Raw genomic sequence first — 21674 nt, forward strand, 5'->3', positions numbered from 1 at the left:
ACAGACGCACCCAAGCCTGCTGTGGAATTGTCCCATCAATACACCTCGTTGCGGGTATTGTAATTATTGAACTTACCGGTTGGCGTAACGATTTTCTCGCCTTTAATGACATGTTTAAGCTTGCGCGTTTTATCATCCACGATAACGATCGCTGATTCTTCTTCCATGCCACTCCAGACCGAGAACCACACTTCATCGCCGGCCATATTGTATTCAGGCTGGACGATACGCTTAGGACCTGGACCTAAGTCTGCCCACTCTGCAATAGGCAATACCTCGTAGCCAGCCCCCAGGTTGTTGATATCAAACACTGCTACCGACTGTGCTTTCGCCTCATCCGGGTTCAATGGCGTGTCCACCCATAGGTTGCTTGAAAGTGGATGGGTCTTGATAAAGAGTGAGCCGCCGCCCTGACCTTCAAGAATGCGGACAACCTTAAAGGCATTGTCTGGGTGGCCTTCGGGGTCGGTGCCAATTAGTGTGATATTGGCGTTACCCAAAGCACTTGTCGCCCAGACCGGACCATGTTCAGGATCTTCGAAATTTGCGCCCCGACCCGGGTGCGGGATCCGCTCCACTGGAATTAAGGCTTCCAGTTTACGCTCCAACGCATCGACCACGGCAATAGTGTCATTTTCGTTCGCAGCAGTCAGGAAATACCGGCCGGAACTGTCCCAGCCACCGTCATGCAGAAAAGGCGCTGCTGAAATGGTAGTCACCTGCAAATTCTCGATGTCAGCATAGTTCACCAGTTTGATCTGACCGGTCTCTTTTACATTGACGATGAACTCAGGGTGTTTATGTGAACCAACAATCGCCGCGACACGTGGCTCAGGATGGTACTCCTGAGTGTCCACCGTCATACCTCGCGTAGACACAATCTTGTGCGGTTCCAGCGTCTGGCCATCCATCAGCACGTAGTGCGGCGGCCAGTAAGCGCCAGCGATGGCGACCTTGTCTTCATAGCCCTTAAAGCGAGAGTTCTCTACTGATCTTGCCTCCAGGCCGATTTTGATTTCCGCCACCACCTGCGGTGGAAACATATACAGATCAATCAAATCGATTTTTCCGTCACGACCTATGGTAGTGAAATAACGACCCGAACTGGACGCACGTGAAATATGAACTGCGTAGCCAGTCTCAACATAATTCAGTACTTCCTTGCTGGCACCATCGATAATGGCAACCTGCCCGGCATCACGCAACGTCACCGCAAACATGTTGTCGACGTCGTAATTATGTTGCGGTTCGCTTGGTCGGTCTTCCGGAGCAACATGAACCACCCAACTGTTCATCATTTCCGGCATACCCCATTCCGGTGGGGTTGGCGGTTCGTGCTGAATAAAACGCGCAAGAATGTCGATCTCGTCGGTGGTTAACTCACCAGAGGTGCCCCAATTTGGCATACCGCCCGGCGAGCCATAGTTAATAAGAGCTTTCAGGTACTCGGTACCTTTTTGCTGGGTAATGTCAGGGGTTAGCGGCAGACCTGTTGCCCCTTTACGCAGTACCCCGTGACAACCGGCACAGCGTTGAAAGTAGATTTTCTGTGCCACTGCAAATTCGTCTTCGCTCATGGCGGGAGCGCCAAGCGAGACCACTTGTTTACCGCCTTCGACCTGCGAGGGCGCGCCCTTATAACTGACCTCGGCAGCGGTTTCATCAGCATGCGGCTTACCGGCCGCCCGATCTTTTAGACCCAACTCCACCCTGCTGTCTTCAACGTCCTGCTCGTCGACCTTAGCACCCGAGTTCCCCCAGCTGCTAAGCACGTAATTCGTAATCGCTGCAATGCTATCGTTGGTGAGATGCTGCATCGGTGGCATCACTGCATTGTAGGTTTGCCCATTCACTTCCAGCGGGCCAGATTTGCCTTGCAAAATCGTCGCAATGACGTAATCAGGGTGGCCATCAACATTGGGATTATTCGCTAACGGTGGGAAAGCTCCGGCTAATCCCATTCCCGTAGGCTGGTGACAGGCCTGACATTGTTTTGCATAGGCGTCCTTACCGTGGTCATCGGCAACTGCCGGCTGAATAGAAAACAGCAACGCGGCCAGACCACTGAAAAGAGCTAACGGTGACAGGGACCACTTTGGATGAGTAGAGAGTTTAGAATGCATAGGGCGTCCTCCTTGATGGACTTTCAGCTAAAGCTAGCTGATATCATTCTAAGACTAGAGCATAGAATGAAATTGATCGATATCAAGGAAGGGGGGGCCAGCCCGTTGCATCAGGAGTACCCCCACATGAGTAGTTGTGATTGCTGCTACGGGTTAAATCTTTACCCGTAGTCCCCAATCATCGCGCGCGTCACGAGCGAGCTGCTCGCGAAATTGCGGAGCGGCAATATGAATCAGTGCTTCAGCGCGCTCGGTGAGGCTGCGCGCGCGCAGATTGGCGACGCCGTATTCAGTTACCACATAGTGCACGTGAGCACGAGTAGTGACAACACCAGCTCCAGGCGCAAGCATGGCGGAAATACGGGAAATCTGGCCCCCGGCAGCTGTCGCCGGCAAGGCAATCACCGAACGTCCGCCCTCTGAAAGGCTTGCTCCACGGACAAAGTCCATTTGCCCGCCAACCCCCGAATAGACTTTGGTTCCAATTGAATCGGCACACACCTGACCGGTCAGATCCACCTGCAGTGCACTGTTGATGGCCATCACCTGCTTATTCTGACGGATCACAGCGGTATCGTTGGTGTATTCGACATCAAGGAAGGCCACTTGTGGGTTATCGTCAACAAAGTCGTACAGTTCCTGACTGCCCATGGCAAAGGTCGTGACGATACGGCCGCGATGCTTGCGTTTACGGGAGTTGTTGATCACACCACTTGTTACCAGCGGCAGTACCCCATCAGAGAACATCTCAGTATGGATCCCCAAGTCCCGGTGATGGGTCAGGCAGCCCAGAGTCGCGTCGGGGATCGCACCAATCCCCATTTGCAGACAGTCTCCATCATTAATCAATTCGGCCACCCGCTCACCGATACGTAAGGTGGTCTTACTTTGCTGAGGACGCTGGTGTAAGGGCAGATCCTGGGCAAGCTCAAAGTAGCGATCAATGCGTGACATGTGCACAAAAGAATCGCCATGGGTACGCGGCATCTTTGGATTGACCCAAGCGATCACTTTTTTTGCCACCTGCAGCGCCGCGCGCGTCGCTTCAACAGAAATCCCCAAGCTACAATTACCGTGAGCGTCGGGTGCCGATACCTGTATCAATACCGCATCAAGATGCTGCTCACCGGAACGGAACAGTTTTGGGATCTCTGATAAAAAGATCGGCACATAATCTGCAAGCCCTTCACTGACCGCTTCACGCGTGGACTTTCCGACAAAGAATGCGCGCTGCCTTAAGTGACCAGACAATGCGGCATCGCCTAACATCTCACTGTGTTCAGTGTGCAACTGCAGCAGGGTCATATTTTTGCGGGAAGGGGCGATTTCAGCGAGACCTTCAAGCAATTTATACGGGGTGGCTGCCATCGACTGACACCATATAATGTCGTTATCGGCGAGAATACTTAGGGCTTCTGCCGCTGTTTCTACACGCATTTTCACTCCTTTTGCGGTACATTAGGATTACACTCATCAGAATTCAGAGTAAGGATAGTATGAAGTTATTCGCAATGTTAGGCGCAATCAATATGGCACTTGGGGTAATTCTTGGTGCATTCGGGGCACATGGTTTAAAAGGCAAACTGAGTCCCGAAATGCTCGCGGTATTCCAAACCGGTGTACAGTACCAGATTTATCATGCGCTAGGGTTGTTGCTAGTTGCGGCGCTGTTACTTCCGTATCCGCAGGCCACCGGGCTGCGCACCGGTGGCTGGCTGCTGCTGGCCGGTATTATTCTATTCTCAGGTAGCCTCTATCTGCTGGCAGTAACCGGAGCCAAGTTCTTTGGTCCAGTCACGCCAATTGGCGGCGCTTGCTTTATTATCGGCTGGATCTGGATCTTCTGGGCCATGCTAAAAGAGTTCTGAGGTCGTTGTCTGATGCTGATTGCATTGATGTTTAGCGCATTACTCACAGCGACTCCGCCGAAGCTGACATGGTACCCATGTCTGCTCGGTCAGACCTTAATGGCTAACGAATGTACCGGCGCAGCGCAACGGTGGCAGTGGAATCAAGCCAAGGTCGCCATCGGCCAACTCGACACTGAAGTAAACTGGCGCCTGCCAACGGTACAGGAGCTGAAGCGTCACCTAAACAGTAACGAAGCGCCCCAATCCATAAAAGGCCCAGTACACAGTGAGTGGTTACTTACGTCTTCGGTAATGCGCCATGGCGACGAACTATTGGTCGCTGCCGTACACTCTGGGTCAGGGAAAGTTGAGTACCTGTCGGTACGCGAGCATGGCTTAGTGGTTCTTGTTCACGATTAAAAACGATGCAAGAATGACGGTATCTTAGCTTGCCGACTGGATGGTTCTCACCACCATATTATGCGCTTACGCCACATTGAAGTTTTTCACGCAATTTATACGACCGGTTCCGTAACGGCGGCGGCGCAACTGTTGCATATCTCTCAGCCCGCGGTATCCAAAGCTTTAGGGCATGCTGAACAACAACTTGGTTTTGCCCTGTTCAAACGTGAAAAAGGTAAGTTGCTTCCCACCGACGAAGCGCTGGCGTTGTTTCCCGCGGTGGAACAGGTTTATCGGCAGTTGCACAGCGTTAAGGCTCTTGCGCAAAATATTCAGCGCCATGATGAGGGCCTGATCGATTTAGCCATTACACCAGCCTTGGGCTTTAACGTTATCCCGGTCGCCATTGCCCGCTTTAATCAGCACTATCCTAAGGTGCGTTTTCGTCTGCAAACGATCCATAATGATGAAGCCATGCAGGCCCTGGTTGAGCGCGACTGTGAGCTCGCATTGCTTTATGCCTCGCCAGGTTATCCAAACGTTGAAGCTATCGAACTCGGCAGCACTGAAATAAAAGTGCTTTACCCGTGTGAGACCTTCGCCAGGCAACCGCAGTCGTTAACCTACGCTGAACTCTCCACACTACCCTTGATTGCCATCTGGGACAGTGGCCCTATCGGCCAGTTGCTCTGGCAACAGCTTAATCAGGCCGGGGTTGATACTGCATCGATCATTCAGGTCGATACCTATTACATTGCCGCGCGCATGGTTGCACAAGGCTTGGGCTGCTGTACTATCGATGCGATTTCGGCTCAGGGTAACCCGGACCAACGCGTCGCCACAGCGTCCCTCGAACCTCCACTTCAGGTACCTATACGGGCACTCCATCTGGCCGCTAAACCGCTATCGAAACTTAGCCAGGCATTTTTGCCCTTCGTACAAAGTGCGTTACTCGATCAGCAGTCATAACTTCAGGTTATAGCGCACCTTCTATTATTCACTGTTGTTTTACGGCCAAATTCCTATCCTAAGGCGGACATTAACCACCTATCCAAGGAATCCAGATGACGCCGTTAAAAGCCCCTTACCTACTATTTATTGGTGATGCCAAGGATCCACTTAGCATTAAAATGGCTCGTAGCGCAGCGGATTGGAGTCCGGAAAAATGTATCGGTGAATTGCGTCTGCCGGGCTGTACGGTGACGACCGGTTGTCCGGCATTGACGATTGCAGAAGCTAAGGCTGCTGGCGCGCAAAGTTTGGTTTTGGGTTTTGCCAATAGCGGTGGTTATATTGATGAAGCCTGGTTGCCAGTGATTCACGAGGCAATCGCTGCTGGTATGGATATTATCAGTGGCCTTCACGACCGGCTGCAGGACATTCCTGAACTCGTAAGCGCGGCCCAGGCCAGAGGCTGTGAGTTATTCGACATCCGCCACCCGCGCCAGCGACTGCGCACGGGAAAAGGCTATCGCCGTGAGGGTAAGCGTTTACTCACTGTTGGCACGGATTGTTCGGTCGGGAAAATGTACACCAGTTTAGCGATTACCCGCGAGCTGCAGCGTCGGCAACGCAACGTGAGCTTCCGCGCGACAGGACAAAGCGGTATTTTGGTCGCCGGCGATGGTGTCGCGGTAGACTGTGTGATCGCAGATTTTATTGCCGGCGCCATTGAAGATTTAGCGCCAGCGAATGCCCCGGAGCACTGGGATATTATCGAGGGTCAGGGTTCCCTCTCGCATCCAGCCTTTGCTGGTGTGAGTCTGGGACTCCTGCATGGCTCTCAGCCTGATGCCTTAGTGGTGTGCCATGCGTTAGGCCGCTCAAGTATGCGGGCTATCGATAACCGGCCCTTGCCAAGCCTGGAAGAAACCATCGCGCTCAATGAAATGCTGGCTCGGGTGACCAACCCTCAAGCCAAAGTCATTGCCATTGCGGTGAATACGTCTGCGGTCGACGAAGAAGGCGCGATGACCTACTGCCGGGACGTTGAACAACGGTTAGGGCTGCCCTGCGTCGACCCGATTCGTCATGGTGTCGCGCGCATTGCGGATAAACTCGAGGGTTAAAACAAGAAAATTTGGAGCGGGAAACGAGATTCGAACTCGCGACCCCAACCTTGGCAAGGTTGTGCTCTACCAGCTGAGCTATTCCCGCATCAAGAAAGGTATTCGAGGGTGAAGTTTGGAGCGGGAAACGAGATTCGAACTCGCGACCCCAACCTTGGCAAGGTTGTGCTCTACCACTGAGCTATTCCCGCTTAAACTTCTGTCATCAAATGCGATAACGGAGGCGAATTTTACTGAATTCGGCAGGCTTTGCAACCGCTTTTTCGGCTTATTCGGCTTGAATGTCGAAAAAGTGCGCACGGTAGTACTGTAATTCGTCGATCGACTCTCGAATATCGGCCAGTGCCGTATGTGCGCCTTGTTTCGTAAGACCTGCTGCGACATCCGGAGCCCAGTATTTTGCAAGTTGCTTCACCGTGCTGACATCGAGGTTACGGTAGTGGAAGAAAGCCTCTAACTCAGGCATGTGACGGGCCAGAAAGCGTCGATCCTGACAAATACTATTACCGCACATTGGCGAGCTTTGCGGAGTGCACCACTTCGCCAAAAACTCTAAGGTTTCCCGTTCTGCCGCGGCATCGTCGTGCGCACTCGTTTTAACTCGCTCGATAAGGCCGGATCCAGTGTGCGTGCGCACATTCCAGTCATCCATCAGTTCCAAGCGCACTTCAGGCTGGTGCACAGCAATCACCGGCCCCTCTGCAAGTACGTTAAGCTGTTGATCTGTGACGATAGTCGCAATCTCGATAATGAAGTCCCGGTCGGGTTCCAGCCCGGTCATTTCCAGGTCGATCCAAATCAGTCGATCTGCTGTCGCGGTCATGTTTTTTCCCTCTGACTCATCTAAGTAGTGCCTATTGTCCGTAATTCAGGCGGAGTTGCAAAGAATATTGTATCATTAGCAACAATTGACGTTGCCAACCAAGTTAGGAGCCTTGTGGGGAAACATCGAAAGTTAAATAAAGGACAGTTACGCCGCGTTCGCGCCAACCAGCAAAAACGGTTGCAGCAAAACGATCTCGAGCAACAGCTCGATGATGCAAGTTTAGGTGGTACGGAATCCGGCATCATCGTTGCGCGGTTCGGTCAGCACGCCATTGTCGCCGGTGATGATGAACAACAGTACCGTTGCAATATTCGCCGCGGTATTGAAAGTCTTGTCTGTGGTGACGAGGTCGTGTGGCGCCGCTTTACAGGGCAAAGTGCTAACACTGAACAAGGCGTCATTGAAGCCGTGCAACCGCGGCGTTCGCTGCTCAGCCGGCCCGATTACTACGATGGGGTAAAACCTGTTGCGGCCAATATTGATCAGATTTTAATTATTTCGAGCGTGCTGCCTGCCTTTTCAACCCAGATTATTGATCGTTATCTGGTTGCCTGTGAAGACATTGACATTACCCCGGTGATTATTCTCAATAAGGCTGACTTACTTGACGAGGTCGGCGCGACAGAACGGGAAGAGATTGGCGCAGCACTGGCAATGTACGAAGCTATTGGTTATCAGGTACTGAGTGTCAGCGCCAAAACCACCGGCGGCCTGGATGACATTAAGCGTTTACTGCAAACCGAGGTTTCGATTGTGGTGGGCCAGTCAGGTGTCGGCAAGTCGTCCCTGGTGAATGCGCTGTTACCGGATATTGACGCTGACGTAGGCGATATTTCCAGCAACTCAGGTCTGGGGCAGCATACCACCACTGTGGCCACGCGTTACCCGTTGCCTGACGGCGGGTTTCTTATCGATTCCCCTGGAATTCGTGAGTTTGCCCTCTGGCATTTAGATGAAACTCGTGTAGCGTGGTGCTTTATCGATTTCCGACCGTTTCTGGGCCAATGCAAATTCAGAGATTGTAAACACCAGCCGCAGGATCCGGGCTGTGCATTACAGCAAGCGGTCGAAGCAGGTGACCTGCATCCGCTTCGGTTGTACAATTTCCACAAAATTATAGAGTCGATGGCCACCAGTAAGCCATCGCGCGCAATGCCACGAGGTAGTAAGAAGTGAATTGGGATGATGTAAAAATTAAAGTGCAGTACTTAACGCCTAAGCATGCTTTGTCGCGCTTAGTCGGAGCTTTTGCGGCTGCCCGTGCGGGCGTCTTCACACAACTCTTTATTCGTTGGTTTATTTGGAAATACAACGTCGATATGAGTGAAGCGGTTGAAGAAAGTCCGAAAGCCTATAAAACGTTTAACGACTTTTTCACGCGCTATCTGAAAGCCGACTTGCGCCCGCTCAACGCCACTGAAGCGCACCAGTTTGCGCATCCAGTTGACGGTGCCGTAAGCCAGCTTGGCCCGATCAAAGACGGTCGTATCTTTCAGGCCAAAGGACACGATTACAGCCTGACCGAACTGCTGGGCGGCGATCCGCGTGATGCTCATGCCTTTAAAAACGGTGAATTTGCCACCATTTATTTAGCACCGAAAGACTACCACCGCATTCACATGCCCTGCGATGGTGTGCTGCGTAAAATGATCTATGTGCCTGGCGATTTATTCTCGGTAAACCCTTTAACTGCCGCCAATGTGCCTAATTTATTCGCCCGTAATGAACGCGTGGTTGCGATTTTTGATGGTGAGTTTGGTAAGTTCTCGATGGTGCTCGTCGGCGCCACCATCGTTGCCAGTATCGGCACCGTCTGGGCAGGCACAGTGACCCCACCCACCGGTAAGCACGTGCATAGCTGGGAGTATCCGGCCAGCGGTGATCAGGCGATTCGCCTGAAAAAAGGTGAAGAAATGGGACACTTTAAGCTTGGGTCGACGGTGGTACTCACCTTCCCTGCAGACACCATTGATTTTGACGACGATCTTGGGCCCCTATCTGTCACCCGCATGGGACAGGTGCTCGGGGAACGAGACGACTAGCGCTTATGCTGATTATTGCTCATCGCGGCGCGAGTTTTGAAGCCCCAGAGAACACCCTGACGGCCTTCGGTCGCGCCCTGGACGCGGGCGCCGATGCTATTGAGCTCGATGTTTATCCGCTACAGGATGAGTGGATTGTCTTCCACGACAGGTATCTCGCACGACTCACTGCACATCCCGGCCGCTTGCAGGATCTGACCTTAGAGCAAGTGCGGAAACTCAAGGTTTTCGGTCAGCAACCGGTGCCAACCCTGGATGAGGCGCTGGCGTTTATCGCCGGCCGCTGCATCGTTAATATTGAATTAAAAGGTGCCGATATTGCCAGGGGTTTAACCCGACATTTGCGCTTTGCCCGCGCAGAGCTTGGCTTCAGCCGTGAACAGCTGCTGGTGTCGAGCTTTAATCACCATTGGTTACGCCAGCTTAAGGAAGATCACCCGCAACAACTCATCGGCGCGCTCACCACCTCATGTCCATTGAGTTACGCAGCGTTTGCCAGTGAACTGCAAGCCTGGTCCGTGCATATTGATGTCGACTTTGTCACCCCGGAATTCGTCGCCGATGCCCATACCCGCGGTTTGCAGGTGTTTGTGTTTACAGTAGATGAACCCGAAGATATGCGCGATCTCCACACCATGGGTGTCGACGGTATCTTTACCAACCATCCAAGCGTTGCCCGTAACGTCCTCCAGGGGCTGCAGGTGCAGCCCTCAGAGGCCTGGCACCTCGACTAATCGTTGTCGCTCTGGTGCTTAGGGAAACGTTGCTGAAGCTCATCTAACTCATGACTCAACGCCATCGGCGAGGTGGTATTACGTGCCAGCACCGAGTACAACGACGGGATCACAAAAATCGTCAGGAAGGCTGAGAACGCCACCCCGCAGAAGATCACCGTACCAATGACCATGCGGCTTTCAGCACCCGGCCCGGTGCCCAGGATGAGCGGCACCGCGCTCATTAAGGTGGTAAAAGCGGTCATCACGATGGGGCGTAAGCGCTGCTGCGAGGCGCGGATCAGTGCCTCATCGAAGTCATGCCCGGCATCACGCAGCTGATTCGCGAATTCCACGATAAGAATACCGTTTTTAGCCGCTAACCCAATCAGCATGACGATACCTATCTGACTGTAGATATTGAGCGTGAGATCGGTGAAGTACAAACCAAAAGCCGCCCCCAGAATCGCAATGGGCACCATCAACATGATTACCAGCGGGTGAATGAAGCTCTCGAACTGAGCCGCAAGCACCAGATAAGCGATGACGAGCGCCAGCGCGAAAACAAATATCACTGAGCTGCCGCTTTCCTGATACAGCTGCGACTCACCTTTGTAATCAATCGACACATCATCAGGCAGTTTTTCCGCCACAATATTCTCTAAATAAGCCAGGGCATCGCCCAGTGAATAGCCTTCGGCTAAGTTGGCTTCAATGGTGATACTGCGCATCCGGTTGTAGCGGTTAAGCTGACCCGAGGTGGCCCGCTCTTCAATGGTCACCAGGTTCGCTAATGGAATTAACTCACCACTGCTGTCAGAGCGCACGTAAATCTGGTCGATGGCGGTCGGATCACGATAATCCGCACGTTCACCTTCCAGTATCACATCGTATTCTTCGCCACGGTCCAGATAGGTGGTCACCCGCCGCTCGCCCAACATGGTTTCGAGGGTACGGCCAATATCGCCGACCGATACGCCCATATCAGCAGCACGGGTCTGATCGATCTGGATCAGTAACTGTGGCAGCGTTTGTTTAAAGTCGCTGTCAAGCTCGAGTAAATTCGGATTTTTGCTCGCTTCCTCAATCACGATGTCGCGATAAGCGGCAAGCTGATCATAGGTATTGCCCTGCAGGACGAACTGCACCGGTCGCCCGCTGCCACCGGAGATACCGCTACGCATAAAGGCGAACGCCCGCACCCCACTGACCTGATTGAGCTTGGCACTGACTTCGTCCATCAGCTCGAAGGTACTCCATTCACGTTCGTCGAATGGCACCGCGCCAACGATGGCAATACCTGCTGAGTTGCCCCAGCCCGGAGCACGGACTAAGAGACGGTCAATCTTGCCTTCATCCACATAAGGTAAGAGCAAGGCTTCGATTTCGCGCATGTGCGCGGCGTTGGATTCGAAACTCGCGCCTTCAGCACTGCGCACCATGACAAAGAAGGTGCCGCGGTCTTCTGGTGGCACAAATTCCTGCGGCACCAGCTTCAGCATGTTGTAAGACACCAGTGTCGCAAGTATCACCAGCACCACCGCCAGCCACGGGTAGGCCAGGGTACGTTTTAGAACACGCCCATAACCTTCTTCAACCCAGTTAAAGAAGCGATCCATGCCGCGCCCAAAACGACTGGTGCGTTCGCGGCGACGGAGGATCTTCGAGCTCAGCATGGGTGACAAAGTTAACGCAGCAATACTCGAACAGAGCACCGCCGCGGCAATCGCCAGCGCAAATTCGGTGAAGAGCTGGCCGATATTCCCATCCAGAAATGCCAGAGGCACGAACACCGCAATTAACACCAGGGTGGTCGCCACCACGGCAAAACCAACCTCGCGTGCACCCCGATACGCGGCTAATAAGGGCGGTTCACCCGCTTCCACGCGCCGGTAAATATTCTCCAGCACCACGATCGAGTCATCCACCACCAGACCAATTGCCAGCACTAAGGCCAACAAGGTCAGCAGGTTCACCGAGAATCCCATGGCAAAGAGCGCGATGTAGGAGGCAATGATCGCCACCGGCACTGTCAGCGCCGGGATCAGGGTGGCGCGAATGTTGCCAAGGAACAAGTAGATCACCACCACCACCAGTCCCATGGCGATACCGAGGGTGTTGTAGACTTCGTCGATCGAACCTTTAATGAAGATGGACGAATCGTAACTCGGCACAATGATCATCGATTCCGGCAAGGTCTGCTGGATGGTTTCGATCTCACTCCGGACACTCTCCACCACTTCGAGCGTGTTCGCTTTTGATTGTTTAATGACACCAATACCAATCATATTGATGCCGTTACCGCGGAATTCGGTTTTGTCGTCTTCCGAGCCCATCTCGATCCGCGCAACTTCACCGAGTCGCACCAGTTGCCCACTGTCACCGCGTTTTATAGCGAGTAATCTGAAATCGTCGGGGTTGAGATACGTGCGCGCCACGCGGACGGTAAACTCCCGATCAACGGATTCGACTTCACCGGCAGGTAACTCGACGTTCTCGGAACGTAAGCGACTTTCGATATCGGCCACGGTAATGCCCCGGGCCGCCATTGCATCGCGATCAAGCCAGACCCGCATGGCGTACCGGCGCTCACCACCGAGGTTAACCCGGGCCACGCCATCGACCACTGACAACCGCTCGACGATATAGCGATCGGCATAGTCGGTCAGTTCCAGAATACTGAGGTTTTCGCTGCGCAGGTTGTACCACACCACGGTGGTTTCATCGGAGTTGGCCTTCGACACCTCGGGTGGGTCGACCTGCTCGGGCAAGTTATCCACCACCCGCGACACCCGATCACGCACATCGTTGGCGGCAGAGTCGACATCACGACTCAGGTTAAAATCAATGGTGATGCGGGAGCGACCGTTGCGGCTGCTGGAGCTTATATTTTTGATGCCTTCGATACCGCTGATCCGGTCTTCGATAGGCTGGGTGATCTGGGTTTCAACGATCTCTGCAGATGCGCCGGGGTAGCTGGTATCAATGGACACCACTGGCGGATCAATATCGGGATATTCGCGCAACGGCAGCATGGTAAAACACACAATACCGAAGACGATCAGTAACAGGTTGACGACGGTTGCAAATACCGGACGCTTTACGGAGACATCGGAGAGCAACATGATTAGCTCTCCTTAATGGTAACTTCGATGCCATCGCGCATGCGCACGATGCCTTCAGTTACAATCTGTTCGCCAGGCTCAAGGCCATCAAGAATTTCCACAACACCCGGCTGACGACGACCGATGGTAATTTGGCGCTCTCTGGCGATGTTATCTTCGTCAACGACATACACAAAATGCCGGGTATCCATGGGTACCACGGCGCGCTCAGGCAGCAGCATAACGCTATCAACACTGCGCAATAATTCGACCCGCAGCAACATCCCCGGACGCAACAAAAGGTTCTCATTAGGAACTTCGGCGCGCACTAAAATTGAGCGCGTGAGCGGATCTACCCGCGAATCAATACTGCGGATGATGCCCTGAAACTCGCGTCCCGGGTAAGCACCGCTTAGCGCAGTAATCGTCTGGTCAATTGCCAGGCTGGCGAACACCAGTTCTGGTACACTGAAATCCAGTTTGATCGGGGTAATGTCATCAAGGGTGGTGATTTCTTGTCCTGGTGCCACCAGCGAGCCCACGCTAATCTGACGAATACCTAAACGGCCGTCAAATGGCGCGACGATGCGTTTTTGCGCCAGCTGGGTTTCAGCAACTTCAAGTAATGCCACAATTTCTTTAACCACAACATCCTGAGTTTCAAGCTGCTGCTGTGAGGCGGCGTTCTGGCGGGCCAGGTCCTGTAACCGTTGGTATTGGCGTTTCGCTTCTGCCAGGCGGAACTTCAGCTCCTGCACGCGGGCTTGTTCTTCGCGCGCATCAAGTTCAACCAGTAAATCACCCGCTGATACGGTCTGGCCATCGCTGAAATGAACCGCGACCACTTTTTCCTGGGTTTGCGCAGTGATCACTACCGACTCATTCGCCTGAGCGGTACCAATAGCTGCAATGATATCGCGAAAAGGTTTAATCTCAGCCGCAGTCACTTTAACAGGAACGGCGTCTTGCGCTCGCTGCTCTTCAATGACTGGTTCATGAATGAAAATGAAATAAGCCGCCGCTAATGCTAACAGTGCGACGATTAAGGAAACCGGATTAAAAAATTTTGCCACCGCCATCTACTCCCCGACGTGCTGTGAAGGAATTCTAACACTATGGCGGTATTGTACAGTGACACGACCCGGCGGCAGCCCCGCTTACCGCCGATTCGTTGAGGTTTACCGCAAATTAGCGGTGATAGGCAGGGCTGAGCTTATGCACGGCTTCAATAAACGCTTTTGCGTGGTCTGGATCGACTTGCGGGTGAATGCCGTGGCCAAGGTTAAATACATGACCGTGGCCGTGGCCATAACTTGCCAGAATGCTTGCCACTTCTTCTTCAATTCGTGCTGGCGACGCGTATAGCATGCTAGGGTCCATATTGCCCTGTAAGGCGACTTTGTCCTGCACTAATTTGCGCGCATCGGCAAGATCTGTGGTCCAATCGACGCCCAAAGCATCTGCACCGGTTTTGGCCATTTCGTCCAACCAGGGGCCAGCATTTTTGGTAAACAAGGTGACAGGTACACGACGCCCTTCGTTTTCCCGTGTCAGCCCATCCACAATCTGTTGCATGTAACGCAGCGAGAATTCGCGGTAATCGCGTGGGCTGAGTACCCCGCCCCAGGTATCGAAAACCATAACGGCTTGCGCACCCGCAGCAATCTGCGCATTCAAATAACTTGTGACCGACTGCGCCAACGTATCCAGCAACTTATGCATTGCCTGTGGCTCAGCAAACATCAACTTTTTTACTTCACTGAAGTTCTTGGTGCTGCCACCTTCGACCATGTAGGTCGCCAGCGTCCACGGGCTGCCAGAAAAACCAATCAGTGGCACTGAACCTTTCAGCTCGCGACGAATTGTACGCACGGCATTCATTACATAACCGAGCTCTTGCTCAGGATCCGGCACCGCTAATTTATTGATCGCGGCTAAATCGCGAACGGGACGCTCAAATTTTGGACCTTCGCCGGTTTCAAAATAGAGGCCCAGCCCCATCGCATCTGGGATGGTCAGAATGTCTGAAAACAAAATGGCGGCATCCAGTGGGAATCGACGCAGCGGCTGCATAGTGACCTCACATGCCAGCTCCGGATTCTTGCATAGCGTCATAAAATCGCCAGCTTCTTTACGGATCTCGCGATACTCAGGCAAATACCTGCCTGCCTGGCGCATCATCCAAATCGGGGTGCGCTCTGTCGGCTCTCGCAACAATGCACGTAAATAGAGATCATTCTGCAAAGTACTCATTCGCTTGTACTACCCATGTTTAACTTTAAAGATTGGCCGGTCAAAAATTGCGACGCTATTCTATCAGTCTCAGGTCTCAGATTCTTGCTCTATTTGCGCTTTTACGGTTTCGATCAAGCGATTCGCGATGGTACCTGGCAGGGGGATATCCGGTAATTCATCAAATCCATACCAGGCACCGTCTTCCAGCTCAAAAGGATCAAAGTGCAGGTCGCCACTTTCCCACTCTGCGGTAAAGCCCATCATGAGAGAATTAGGGAATGGCCATGGCTGACTACAGACATACTGAACGTTTTTGACTTTGATGCCTGCCTCTTCCATGACCTCCCGAGCCAGCGTCTGTTCAAGGGTTTCGCCTGACTCAACAAAGCCCGCCAGGACCGAATAGAGTCCGGGTCGGTGCCGTTCACCGCGAGCCAGAAGAATTTTCTTACCATTGCGAATGGCGACGATAATGCACGGCGAAATACGCGGGTAGCAGCGATGCTTACAGGTGTGGCATTGCATTGCCAGTTCCCAGTCAACCGCTTGCATGCGGGCGCCACAGCGACCACAAAACCGGTGCGTGGAAACAAACTCCGTAATCTGCTTTGCCCGTGACGCCATCGAAAACATTTCTTCATCGTGCTTTTCGATCAAGGGCCGCAGCGACTGGAACTCGCCAAGGGCGGCAAAGGCATCATCGCCATAGTCGGCCAACACCAGGTAGCAACTACGCTCGCGCACTTCTCCCAACCAGATAATTTGGTACTCATCCAGGGTAGGCAGCGGTAACTCTTCAGCGCGGCCATGAGGAGGCTGGTGATCGTCATCAAGAACAATCTCACCACCGGCACAAATAAACCACCAGGCCGGCTCGTCAGCAGAAGGACGTTGATAAGGTTTTGTCATAATGGCATTTTATCTATATGGTAAAAACTATTGACCTAAGCTTAGCATCATCGGAAGATTGACACTACGCATAGAAGGAGAGGTAAGCATGCTGAAGCGACAAGAACAAGCCAAACAACGTTGGGGCGGAGCCCACCAGGCGATCGATACCTGGCTACAGGAACGCCAACTTCTGCTCATCGAATATTTCAAGCTTGCTGGCTTGCCACCCTATGACAAAGAAACGTCAGCGCTCCCGGCGGCGGAAGATGTGCGTAACTTTTGCGGACTGCTGGTGGATTACGTTTCCGCGGGTCACTTCGAGATTTACGACCAGATCATCGCAAACTGTGGCGATAAGCCCGCTGAAACGGAAGAGCTTGCCGCTGAGCTTTTCCCTCTGATCAGCGAAACTACAGAAGTCGCCCTCGCCTTCCACGACCAATATGGCAACAGTGTCGATGATACGCACTTCGACGACTTTGACCGTCACTTATCTGGCCTCGCAGAAGCACTGGAATTGCGGATGGAGTTTGAAGATCGCCTCTTGCACGCCCTGGAACAGCACCGTTTACTCTAGCGGCAAGAGCGTGACCGCCAAGCTTTTTTGGTTCCCTTTCTGCAACTTTTAGCAAACACGATGCTGTAACTCCCCGCAGCATCGTAGCTAAGCGCTACCGTATCGTCAGAGCCGTTCGCCACTTTGACCATACAAAAAGTGCCAGTCGGTGCACACGGTTGTCACCGCCATAGGTCCAAGTGTTGGTCTCTTTTTGAAAAGCCCGTTACATCTCCTTTTCATCCTTGGCATTTATAAAACTCCTCAAATCACTTATTTGTAAACGCTTAGGACAGAGCTCAAGCTGTCCCTCAGGGTGGTAGGCGATATCGATCTCAACACGATAATCCTGATTTAACGGTAAACAACCGACGGAAAGATAGCGCTGCTCCCACAATTCAACGCTTAACTTAGATACCGAAACAAGGCTATCTTGGACCGTCGAGTATATGGAAACGCTTGAAATTACATTGCTTAGCAACTTTCCGTCTCGCTTAAAAGTTGGTGTTTCAATTTCCACAATTGAGCACATCGCTCGATAGCCTTCACCCAAAGCTTCGACGCGCACCTCCACACCTTCAAGATGAGTCTGCGCTGGCAAGGCGTGTGACATAGAGACCAAGCATAGCGCCAAAACAAGCAATAATAGTTTCAATTAATTTCCTCCATTCTGAGGCCTAAATGTCACCCACTCACCATCACTTTGCAGTCCTTGCCATCCATTTGTATTTACCAGATAAGGAACTGCGGGAGCCGTAACAGGTTGATTTAACAGGTCTGCTAACTTTTGTGAAAATGTGCTCGTCCCTTTTGAACCCGTCTCGCAAGAGTGAAGCTTTACAGGTTGTTTACCATCGTAATCTTGCTTTTCCATCATGTCCGCAAGCTCATTTGGCGTTACGGGATTCCCATACTGGTTGAACATACTCGTTGGAATGCTAAAGTTCACAACACTACGGTCAAAGCTTTGCAAGTCTGCCTCCCAAACGACTGCTTTCGTGTCATCGGTTACTTTATGCGGGCGACCTAAGTGGTCATTGAGTTCCTAGGTACCCGCTATTGTAAGACCAGTTTTCATAAAGTGCTCGACCCAGCCTAGTTGTCTTTTATTTCTCTAGGGAAAGGCCAACTGTCGTAGTCGGGAAGAGTACACTCTACGTTCCACTCCACGCCCCATCGTAGCTTTTCCTTTGCTTTGGAGATAGCAGTTAATTCTTTCATCGGAAACTCGTAGTTTGATGCTAGAAACAACTTACAGTTGGCTAAGGTCCTTTGATCGCAATCAGACAATTGCCGTACTGTAAGTACGTCATCTTCATCACTATAAAGTGTCCAAAGCCAGCGCTTAATCCCATTCAACGCTGGGTCTTGAGAGCGAGGCCACTCATTCTCCAGCTCTTGGAGCTTGATACTACCCATGTCCAATTTCGTTAGAATATCTAACGCGGCTTTGCGTGCGTCAAAATCAATTGCCATCGACGCACTCCATATAAGCTTGAAATGCATTGTAATGCTGGAACCATGCACCTACCCCAGCGCCAACAATTCCAGTTAGCTTGGCTACTGAGCTTATCGCTGTTCTTCCTAGCGTACGACCCCAGCCATTTTCAAAAAACCGCCGGGAATAGCTCGTATAACGACCGCTAGGACCACCTCCAGCAATTCCACCTCTTGGTTTTTTAGCTGTCTTATTCAAAGCTTGAGCCGAAGAACCAAACATCGATGAACCTACTCCGAATCCGACTATCGCATTTACAGACTTTTCCATAGAGTACGTATTTAGTGCTTCTTGCATACAATCTTTTTGCTGATTACAGTCAGCCAATCCATAATAGTCAGTTCTTATAATCGGGTTTGACGATGCGTAGGCATACGTATTCATCCCACCGCTCAACCCAATCGGGTCTGACTGGATATAGCGCCCCGTGGCTCGGATCATAATCTCGATGCCAGTTCTGCCATGTGGCGCTCTCGCTGCCCCAGTACTGGCCTGGACAAACATGTCCGGAACATGTTTGAACATCGCTTGCGATGACCCGAAGGGTGGAAGGCAAGATGCCTGGAGTAAAGCCGATATTCAGCCCCTATACTAGTACGCTGCGCTAATCGAAACATAAATTATAGGGAACTTTGTGTTAGGTTCGTCACTTTCAGGCTGGTAGCTTATCTTCAACGGTGTACTATTGATCAGCGTGTTAACGGGAAACTGAAATAGAATTGCCTTATTAACTATTTCGGGATTATTAGGAGACCGAAAATGAAGAGGTTTATCTATATCCATCTCCCATAATACATCTCGACCACGCTCTATTTTTAAATGACCATTCATCGATAGTGTCTGCAAAGTTTCGACCGAAACCCCATCCTTGGATAGCAATCCAACCTCAAAATACCCCGAGCGCGGGGGTGAAAAATCAAGTTTATATAAATCTTCAGTGAGGTTGGCTTGAGCAATTGGCAGAAACTTCTCTTGATTTGCCGTATACAGATCAAGTAATCGATAGATATATGGGAGCCCCATGACGGATACAATAGCCACAAGAACAAGAACAAGAACAAGAACAAGAACAACCGCGATTTTCATTTTTAGTCACTCAGCTTCTTATAGTTATCGATCACTCTATCTACATAATCTTGGCAGTTGTTGTCTCCCAAGAACAAAGAATAATTTCCGGGAGATGTCATCGAAACGGCTTCTGCAGGCACGTCAAACCTCACCTATCACTATTTGAACAAGTCTCGGATTTTCTTCGTAACATATCTGCATAAACCGGACATAGTCAGCAAAAGTTCTCACCTCGAATTCACCACTATTTAGCAGTTTGAGCGACTCTTTACCCGCAGCATCTCTTATATCATCTAGCACCTTATCAGCCACGTTACGTTTCCAAAACCTTGCCGATTGGGCCTCACACAGTTTTGTTAAATCTGTATCGTCGCCTAAGCTTCCTTTATCAACTCGAAATATCTCAGCAATCCGTTTCGTGCATTTGCACCTGATTTCGTCTTCTATGATGTTATTCATTAACATTACACCCGCAGCCTTATCCGCAACATCAGATGGAATACCTAAAGCCTCAGCTCTAGAACCGTCGTTGAAATTACCAAAGGCCTGATTTGACCTGGGAAGCCGATATTCAGCGTACCTATGCTAGAGCTCACAACACTGCGGTCAAAGCTTTGCAAATCGGCCTCCCAAACCACCACTTTCGCATCATCGGTTACCTTATGCGGGCGACCTAAATGGTCGTTGTGGACAAAGTACAAGTCATCATTATAAACAAGCGCAACCAGCTCGCCTTCAAGCCAAATATAACTTTTCACATGTGGCCCGTTCTTGGTTTCACTCAGCAGTTCACCGCTTTGGCCATACAAAAAGTGCCAATCAGTCGTCGTCGAGCTCTTGGCAACCCGCTGCCCGTTAGTGTCATACCAGTTTTCGTAGTAAAACCCTGATGAGCGTGTCAGCCGGCGTACGCGATTATCACCGCCATAGGTCCAAGTGTGGGTCTCTTTTTGCAGCTGATTACCTGCATTGTCATAACTCCATATCGATGCATAGCTACCACTGGCACCGACACGGTGCCCGGTCAATTGGTTGCTGTCTGCATCGACTCTATAGTACTCATTATTAAACCGCGTGCGATTGCCTTTTTAAAATGTCAGTATGCTCGAAGGTCTAGAGCCAGGCATGTTAAGGCGTCGGAGCGATGGTCGCACCCAGTGAAAATCTGGAACTTGACTCTGTCGCAACTAAGCATCCACTGCCACGGGTTTATAGTTACCCCTATTACTTTCGAAATATATTACCTCTCCCGGTAATACCGTAATAAATAAATAAACAGCCCAGTAAAATAAAAGCGACTGCATTGAGGCTTTCAAGCATATTACCGAAAAGAGGCCTATAAATAAGCCAGCCTCCCATCAGAAGCATAACCAGACCAACAGCACTTCCAAGAACACGTATGATCAAACTCATTATTTCATTGCGCATGTTACATTACAGTAACCTAGCGCTCCCAATTGAAATCCTCCAGCGCCTGCACCACCTCCACCAAACTCATAATCCTGCTCGTTGCCGCCTACCCCTGGCCAACCACCATCGAGATTTGCCATGTCATAACATGTCCGCCCTTCAACAAGAACAGTTTCGTATCTTGGCGTGCCATCTGGGAGTGTTCCGTTCGGCCTCGATACCTCTGTATATGTGGTCCAACAGATTTCCTGAGAGGTTTGCGCATATGAAGGTAAAGGAATAAAGAAAAGGCTTAAGGCTAAAAGATTTCCAACAAGTAGTTTCATAGAGCAACTTCCATGTAATGCTAAAAATAAGAAACTTGAACCTAGCATCATATAAACAACATTACAACATTGTGGGATTCCTTTGAACAAGAGTAAGGCAAATCAGCTTCCCAGCATGAACTCTATTGCAGAGTCTAAACGAGCGCCGCAGGTGGTTTTTCTTCCACCTCAAAAATCAGGTTTCTATTCTGACCGAGAACTTTTCGTCCTGAGGCGGAGGCCACAGGTTCGACTTTAGTCGGGTGCGCCATATACAACCAGCTTCACAAAGAAAGTGCTTACTAACATGTTTTTATGGGGGATTACCGGCCCAGCCGCGGATGGTAAACCCGTGCTTTGTAGTAGTACAGCTCGGTGCCGGGGATGAGGATTTGCCCGGTAAAACGAAAGCGTGCATCGCTGCTGTTCTTTGGGTTGCCGTAGGCATCGTACTGATGCGCTTGCAGCAGGGCACCGGAGCTTGTCATCTCGGCGATGATGCTTCCGCGCTCATCCGCCAGCAAGATTGCCCCACTGGTGTAGTTCACGTACTCCGGCAGTCCTTCTTAGCTGATACAGAAT

General features: G+C 51.4%; 24 protein-coding genes and 2 tRNA genes. 8 read left to right on the forward strand and 18 right to left on the reverse strand.

Annotated elements, in window-relative coordinates; all coding sequences use genetic code 11:
• Positions 1-35: 35 nt before the first annotated feature.
• Positions 36-2123, reverse strand: a complete 2088-nt coding sequence (locus J6J28_RS08640) for a cytochrome D1 domain-containing protein (RefSeq protein WP_301721126.1) — start codon at positions 2121-2123, stop codon at positions 36-38.
• A gap of 153 nt (positions 2124-2276) precedes the next feature.
• Entirely contained in the window at positions 2277-3560 is a 1284-nt protein-coding gene (locus tag J6J28_RS08645; protein WP_301721127.1) for an acetyl-CoA hydrolase/transferase family protein, read from the reverse strand.
• A 59-nt stretch (positions 3561-3619) separates the two neighbouring features.
• Here J6J28_RS08645 and J6J28_RS08650 point away from each other — a divergent pair, with 59 nt between their 5' ends.
• The 4 genes from J6J28_RS08650 to dgcN all read left to right on the forward strand — a co-directional run bounded on the left by J6J28_RS08650 (position 3620) and on the right by dgcN (position 6444).
• Positions 3620-3991, forward strand: a complete 372-nt coding sequence (locus J6J28_RS08650; RefSeq protein ID WP_301721128.1) for a DUF423 domain-containing protein — start codon at positions 3620-3622, stop codon at positions 3989-3991.
• A 12-nt stretch (positions 3992-4003) separates the two neighbouring features.
• A complete protein-coding gene (locus J6J28_RS08655) occupies positions 4004-4393 on the forward strand; it encodes an Lcl C-terminal domain-containing protein (RefSeq protein WP_301721129.1) in 390 nt (129 codons plus the stop codon).
• A 60-nt stretch (positions 4394-4453) separates the two neighbouring features.
• Complete coding sequence (locus tag J6J28_RS08660) at positions 4454-5344, forward strand: LysR family transcriptional regulator (RefSeq protein WP_301721131.1); 891 nt, start codon at positions 4454-4456, stop codon at positions 5342-5344.
• 95 nt (positions 5345-5439) lie between these two features.
• The gene (dgcN, locus tag J6J28_RS08665; RefSeq protein ID WP_301721132.1) at positions 5440-6444 is read left to right on the forward strand and encodes an N-acetyltransferase DgcN; all 1005 of its coding nucleotides are present in this window, start codon (positions 5440-5442) and stop codon (positions 6442-6444) included.
• 12 nt (positions 6445-6456) lie between these two features.
• Here dgcN and J6J28_RS08670 read toward each other — a convergent pair.
• From J6J28_RS08670 to orn, 3 genes are all read right to left on the reverse strand, one after another.
• Positions 6457-6532: transfer RNA gene (locus J6J28_RS08670), tRNA-Gly, on the reverse strand.
• Between the two features lie 28 nt (positions 6533-6560).
• Positions 6561-6635 (reverse strand) — tRNA-Gly (locus J6J28_RS08675).
• 77 nt (positions 6636-6712) lie between these two features.
• Positions 6713-7267 (reverse strand): oligoribonuclease, encoded by a 555-nt coding sequence (gene orn / locus J6J28_RS08680; protein ID WP_301721134.1) that lies wholly within the window; start codon positions 7265-7267, stop codon positions 6713-6715.
• Positions 7268-7381: 114 nt separating this feature from the next.
• On the opposite strand from orn, the gene rsgA reads away from it, so the two are divergent.
• Genes rsgA through J6J28_RS08695 form a run of 3 tightly spaced genes read left to right on the forward strand, consistent with a single transcriptional unit; the run spans position 7382 to position 10046 of the window.
• Complete coding sequence (gene rsgA / locus J6J28_RS08685) at positions 7382-8446, forward strand: small ribosomal subunit biogenesis GTPase RsgA (RefSeq protein WP_301721137.1); 1065 nt, start codon at positions 7382-7384, stop codon at positions 8444-8446.
• Positions 8443-9312 carry an archaetidylserine decarboxylase gene (asd, locus tag J6J28_RS08690; protein WP_301721141.1) on the forward strand — a complete coding sequence of 290 codons (870 nt, stop codon included), beginning with the start codon at positions 8443-8445 and terminating at the stop codon, positions 9310-9312. The genes rsgA and asd overlap by 4 nt, the downstream gene beginning before the upstream one ends.
• Positions 9313-9317: 5 nt before the next feature.
• On the forward strand, positions 9318-10046 hold the full coding sequence (locus J6J28_RS08695) for a glycerophosphodiester phosphodiesterase (protein ID WP_301721142.1): 729 nt from the start codon (positions 9318-9320) through the stop codon (positions 10044-10046).
• Here J6J28_RS08695 and J6J28_RS08700 read toward each other — a convergent pair.
• The 4 genes from J6J28_RS08700 to nudC all read right to left on the reverse strand — a co-directional run bounded on the left by J6J28_RS08700 (position 10043) and on the right by nudC (position 16273).
• Positions 10043-13150: an efflux RND transporter permease subunit gene (locus J6J28_RS08700; RefSeq protein WP_301721143.1), complete on the reverse strand. Its 3108-nt coding sequence runs from the start codon at positions 13148-13150 to the stop codon at positions 10043-10045. The two genes, J6J28_RS08695 and J6J28_RS08700, sit on opposite strands and share 4 nt — an antisense overlap.
• Positions 13151-13152: 2 nt before the next feature.
• Complete coding sequence (locus J6J28_RS08705; protein WP_301721144.1) at positions 13153-14208, reverse strand: efflux RND transporter periplasmic adaptor subunit; 1056 nt, start codon at positions 14206-14208, stop codon at positions 13153-13155.
• 109 nt (positions 14209-14317) lie between these two features.
• Positions 14318-15382, reverse strand: a complete 1065-nt coding sequence (hemE, locus tag J6J28_RS08710) for a uroporphyrinogen decarboxylase (protein ID WP_301721145.1) — start codon at positions 15380-15382, stop codon at positions 14318-14320.
• A 69-nt stretch (positions 15383-15451) separates the two neighbouring features.
• Positions 15452-16273: an NAD(+) diphosphatase gene (gene nudC / locus J6J28_RS08715; protein ID WP_301721146.1), complete on the reverse strand. Its 822-nt coding sequence runs from the start codon at positions 16271-16273 to the stop codon at positions 15452-15454.
• Between the two features lie 88 nt (positions 16274-16361).
• Between nudC and rsd the strand changes: the two genes are divergently transcribed.
• The gene (gene rsd / locus J6J28_RS08720; RefSeq protein ID WP_301721147.1) at positions 16362-16832 is read left to right on the forward strand and encodes a sigma D regulator; all 471 of its coding nucleotides are present in this window, start codon (positions 16362-16364) and stop codon (positions 16830-16832) included.
• A 205-nt stretch (positions 16833-17037) separates the two neighbouring features.
• On the opposite strand, the gene J6J28_RS08725 is transcribed toward rsd, so the two are convergent.
• The 9 genes from J6J28_RS08725 to J6J28_RS08765 form a co-directional block, all read right to left on the reverse strand.
• On the reverse strand, positions 17038-17466 hold the full coding sequence (locus J6J28_RS08725; protein ID WP_301721148.1) for a hypothetical protein: 429 nt from the start codon (positions 17464-17466) through the stop codon (positions 17038-17040).
• Entirely contained in the window at positions 17467-17784 is a 318-nt protein-coding gene (locus J6J28_RS08730) for a hypothetical protein (protein ID WP_301721149.1), read from the reverse strand.
• Between the two features lie 122 nt (positions 17785-17906).
• On the reverse strand, positions 17907-18287 hold the full coding sequence (locus J6J28_RS08735; RefSeq protein ID WP_301721151.1) for a hypothetical protein: 381 nt from the start codon (positions 18285-18287) through the stop codon (positions 17907-17909).
• A complete protein-coding gene (locus tag J6J28_RS08740; RefSeq protein ID WP_301721152.1) occupies positions 18277-18834 on the reverse strand; it encodes an RHS repeat-associated core domain-containing protein in 558 nt (185 codons plus the stop codon). Before J6J28_RS08740 ends, J6J28_RS08735 begins: the two co-directional genes overlap by 11 nt.
• A 66-nt stretch (positions 18835-18900) precedes the next feature.
• Entirely contained in the window at positions 18901-19395 is a 495-nt protein-coding gene (locus J6J28_RS08745; protein WP_301721154.1) for a hypothetical protein, read from the reverse strand.
• Between the two features lie 123 nt (positions 19396-19518).
• Complete coding sequence (locus J6J28_RS08750) at positions 19519-19836, reverse strand: hypothetical protein (RefSeq protein WP_301721156.1); 318 nt, start codon at positions 19834-19836, stop codon at positions 19519-19521.
• Between the two features lie 44 nt (positions 19837-19880).
• Complete coding sequence (locus J6J28_RS08755) at positions 19881-20405, reverse strand: RHS repeat domain-containing protein (protein ID WP_301721158.1); 525 nt, start codon at positions 20403-20405, stop codon at positions 19881-19883.
• A 384-nt stretch (positions 20406-20789) separates the two neighbouring features.
• Positions 20790-21113 (reverse strand): hypothetical protein, encoded by a 324-nt coding sequence (locus J6J28_RS08760; protein WP_301721159.1) that lies wholly within the window; start codon positions 21111-21113, stop codon positions 20790-20792.
• Between the two features lie 302 nt (positions 21114-21415).
• A complete protein-coding gene (locus tag J6J28_RS08765; protein ID WP_301721160.1) occupies positions 21416-21640 on the reverse strand; it encodes an RHS repeat-associated core domain-containing protein in 225 nt (74 codons plus the stop codon).
• Between the last annotated feature and the right edge of the window lie 34 nt (positions 21641-21674).

This window comes from Pseudidiomarina terrestris (assembly GCF_030466375.1).
In the GTDB taxonomy this organism is placed as follows: Bacteria; Pseudomonadota; Gammaproteobacteria; order Enterobacterales; family Alteromonadaceae; genus Pseudidiomarina; species Pseudidiomarina terrestris.

Excerpts from the sequence above, each read along its gene's own strand:
- orn (WP_301721134.1), bottom strand. The coding sequence starts at position 7,267 with ATGACCGCGACAGCAGATCGACTGATTTGGATCGACCTGGAAATGACC.
- J6J28_RS08735 (WP_301721151.1), bottom strand. The coding sequence starts at position 18,287 with ATGGCAATTGATTTTGACGCACGCAAAGCCGCGTTAGATATTCTAACG.
- J6J28_RS08655 (WP_301721129.1), top strand. The coding sequence starts at position 4,004 with ATGCTGATTGCATTGATGTTTAGCGCATTACTCACAGCGACTCCGCCG.
- J6J28_RS08740 (WP_301721152.1), bottom strand. The coding sequence starts at position 18,834 with ATGTTCAAACATGTTCCGGACATGTTTGTCCAGGCCAGTACTGGGGCA.
- dgcN (WP_301721132.1), top strand. The coding sequence starts at position 5,440 with ATGACGCCGTTAAAAGCCCCTTACCTACTATTTATTGGTGATGCCAAG.
- J6J28_RS08705 (WP_301721144.1), bottom strand. The coding sequence starts at position 14,208 with ATGGCGGTGGCAAAATTTTTTAATCCGGTTTCCTTAATCGTCGCACTG.
- hemE (WP_301721145.1), bottom strand. The coding sequence starts at position 15,382 with ATGAGTACTTTGCAGAATGATCTCTATTTACGTGCATTGTTGCGAGAG.
- J6J28_RS08745 (WP_301721154.1), bottom strand. The coding sequence starts at position 19,395 with ATGAAAATCGCGGTTGTTCTTGTTCTTGTTCTTGTTCTTGTTCTTGTG.
- rsd (WP_301721147.1), top strand. The coding sequence starts at position 16,362 with ATGCTGAAGCGACAAGAACAAGCCAAACAACGTTGGGGCGGAGCCCAC.
- J6J28_RS08645 (WP_301721127.1), bottom strand. The coding sequence starts at position 3,560 with ATGCGTGTAGAAACAGCGGCAGAAGCCCTAAGTATTCTCGCCGATAAC.
- J6J28_RS08695 (WP_301721142.1), top strand. The coding sequence starts at position 9,318 with ATGCTGATTATTGCTCATCGCGGCGCGAGTTTTGAAGCCCCAGAGAAC.
- nudC (WP_301721146.1), bottom strand. The coding sequence starts at position 16,273 with ATGACAAAACCTTATCAACGTCCTTCTGCTGACGAGCCGGCCTGGTGG.
- J6J28_RS08640 (WP_301721126.1), bottom strand. The coding sequence starts at position 2,123 with ATGCATTCTAAACTCTCTACTCATCCAAAGTGGTCCCTGTCACCGTTA.
- J6J28_RS08660 (WP_301721131.1), top strand. The coding sequence starts at position 4,454 with ATGCGCTTACGCCACATTGAAGTTTTTCACGCAATTTATACGACCGGT.
- J6J28_RS08750 (WP_301721156.1), bottom strand. The coding sequence starts at position 19,836 with ATGAATAACATCATAGAAGACGAAATCAGGTGCAAATGCACGAAACGG.
- J6J28_RS08650 (WP_301721128.1), top strand. The coding sequence starts at position 3,620 with ATGAAGTTATTCGCAATGTTAGGCGCAATCAATATGGCACTTGGGGTA.
- J6J28_RS08760 (WP_301721159.1), bottom strand. The coding sequence starts at position 21,113 with ATGAAACTACTTGTTGGAAATCTTTTAGCCTTAAGCCTTTTCTTTATT.
- J6J28_RS08700 (WP_301721143.1), bottom strand. The coding sequence starts at position 13,150 with ATGTTGCTCTCCGATGTCTCCGTAAAGCGTCCGGTATTTGCAACCGTC.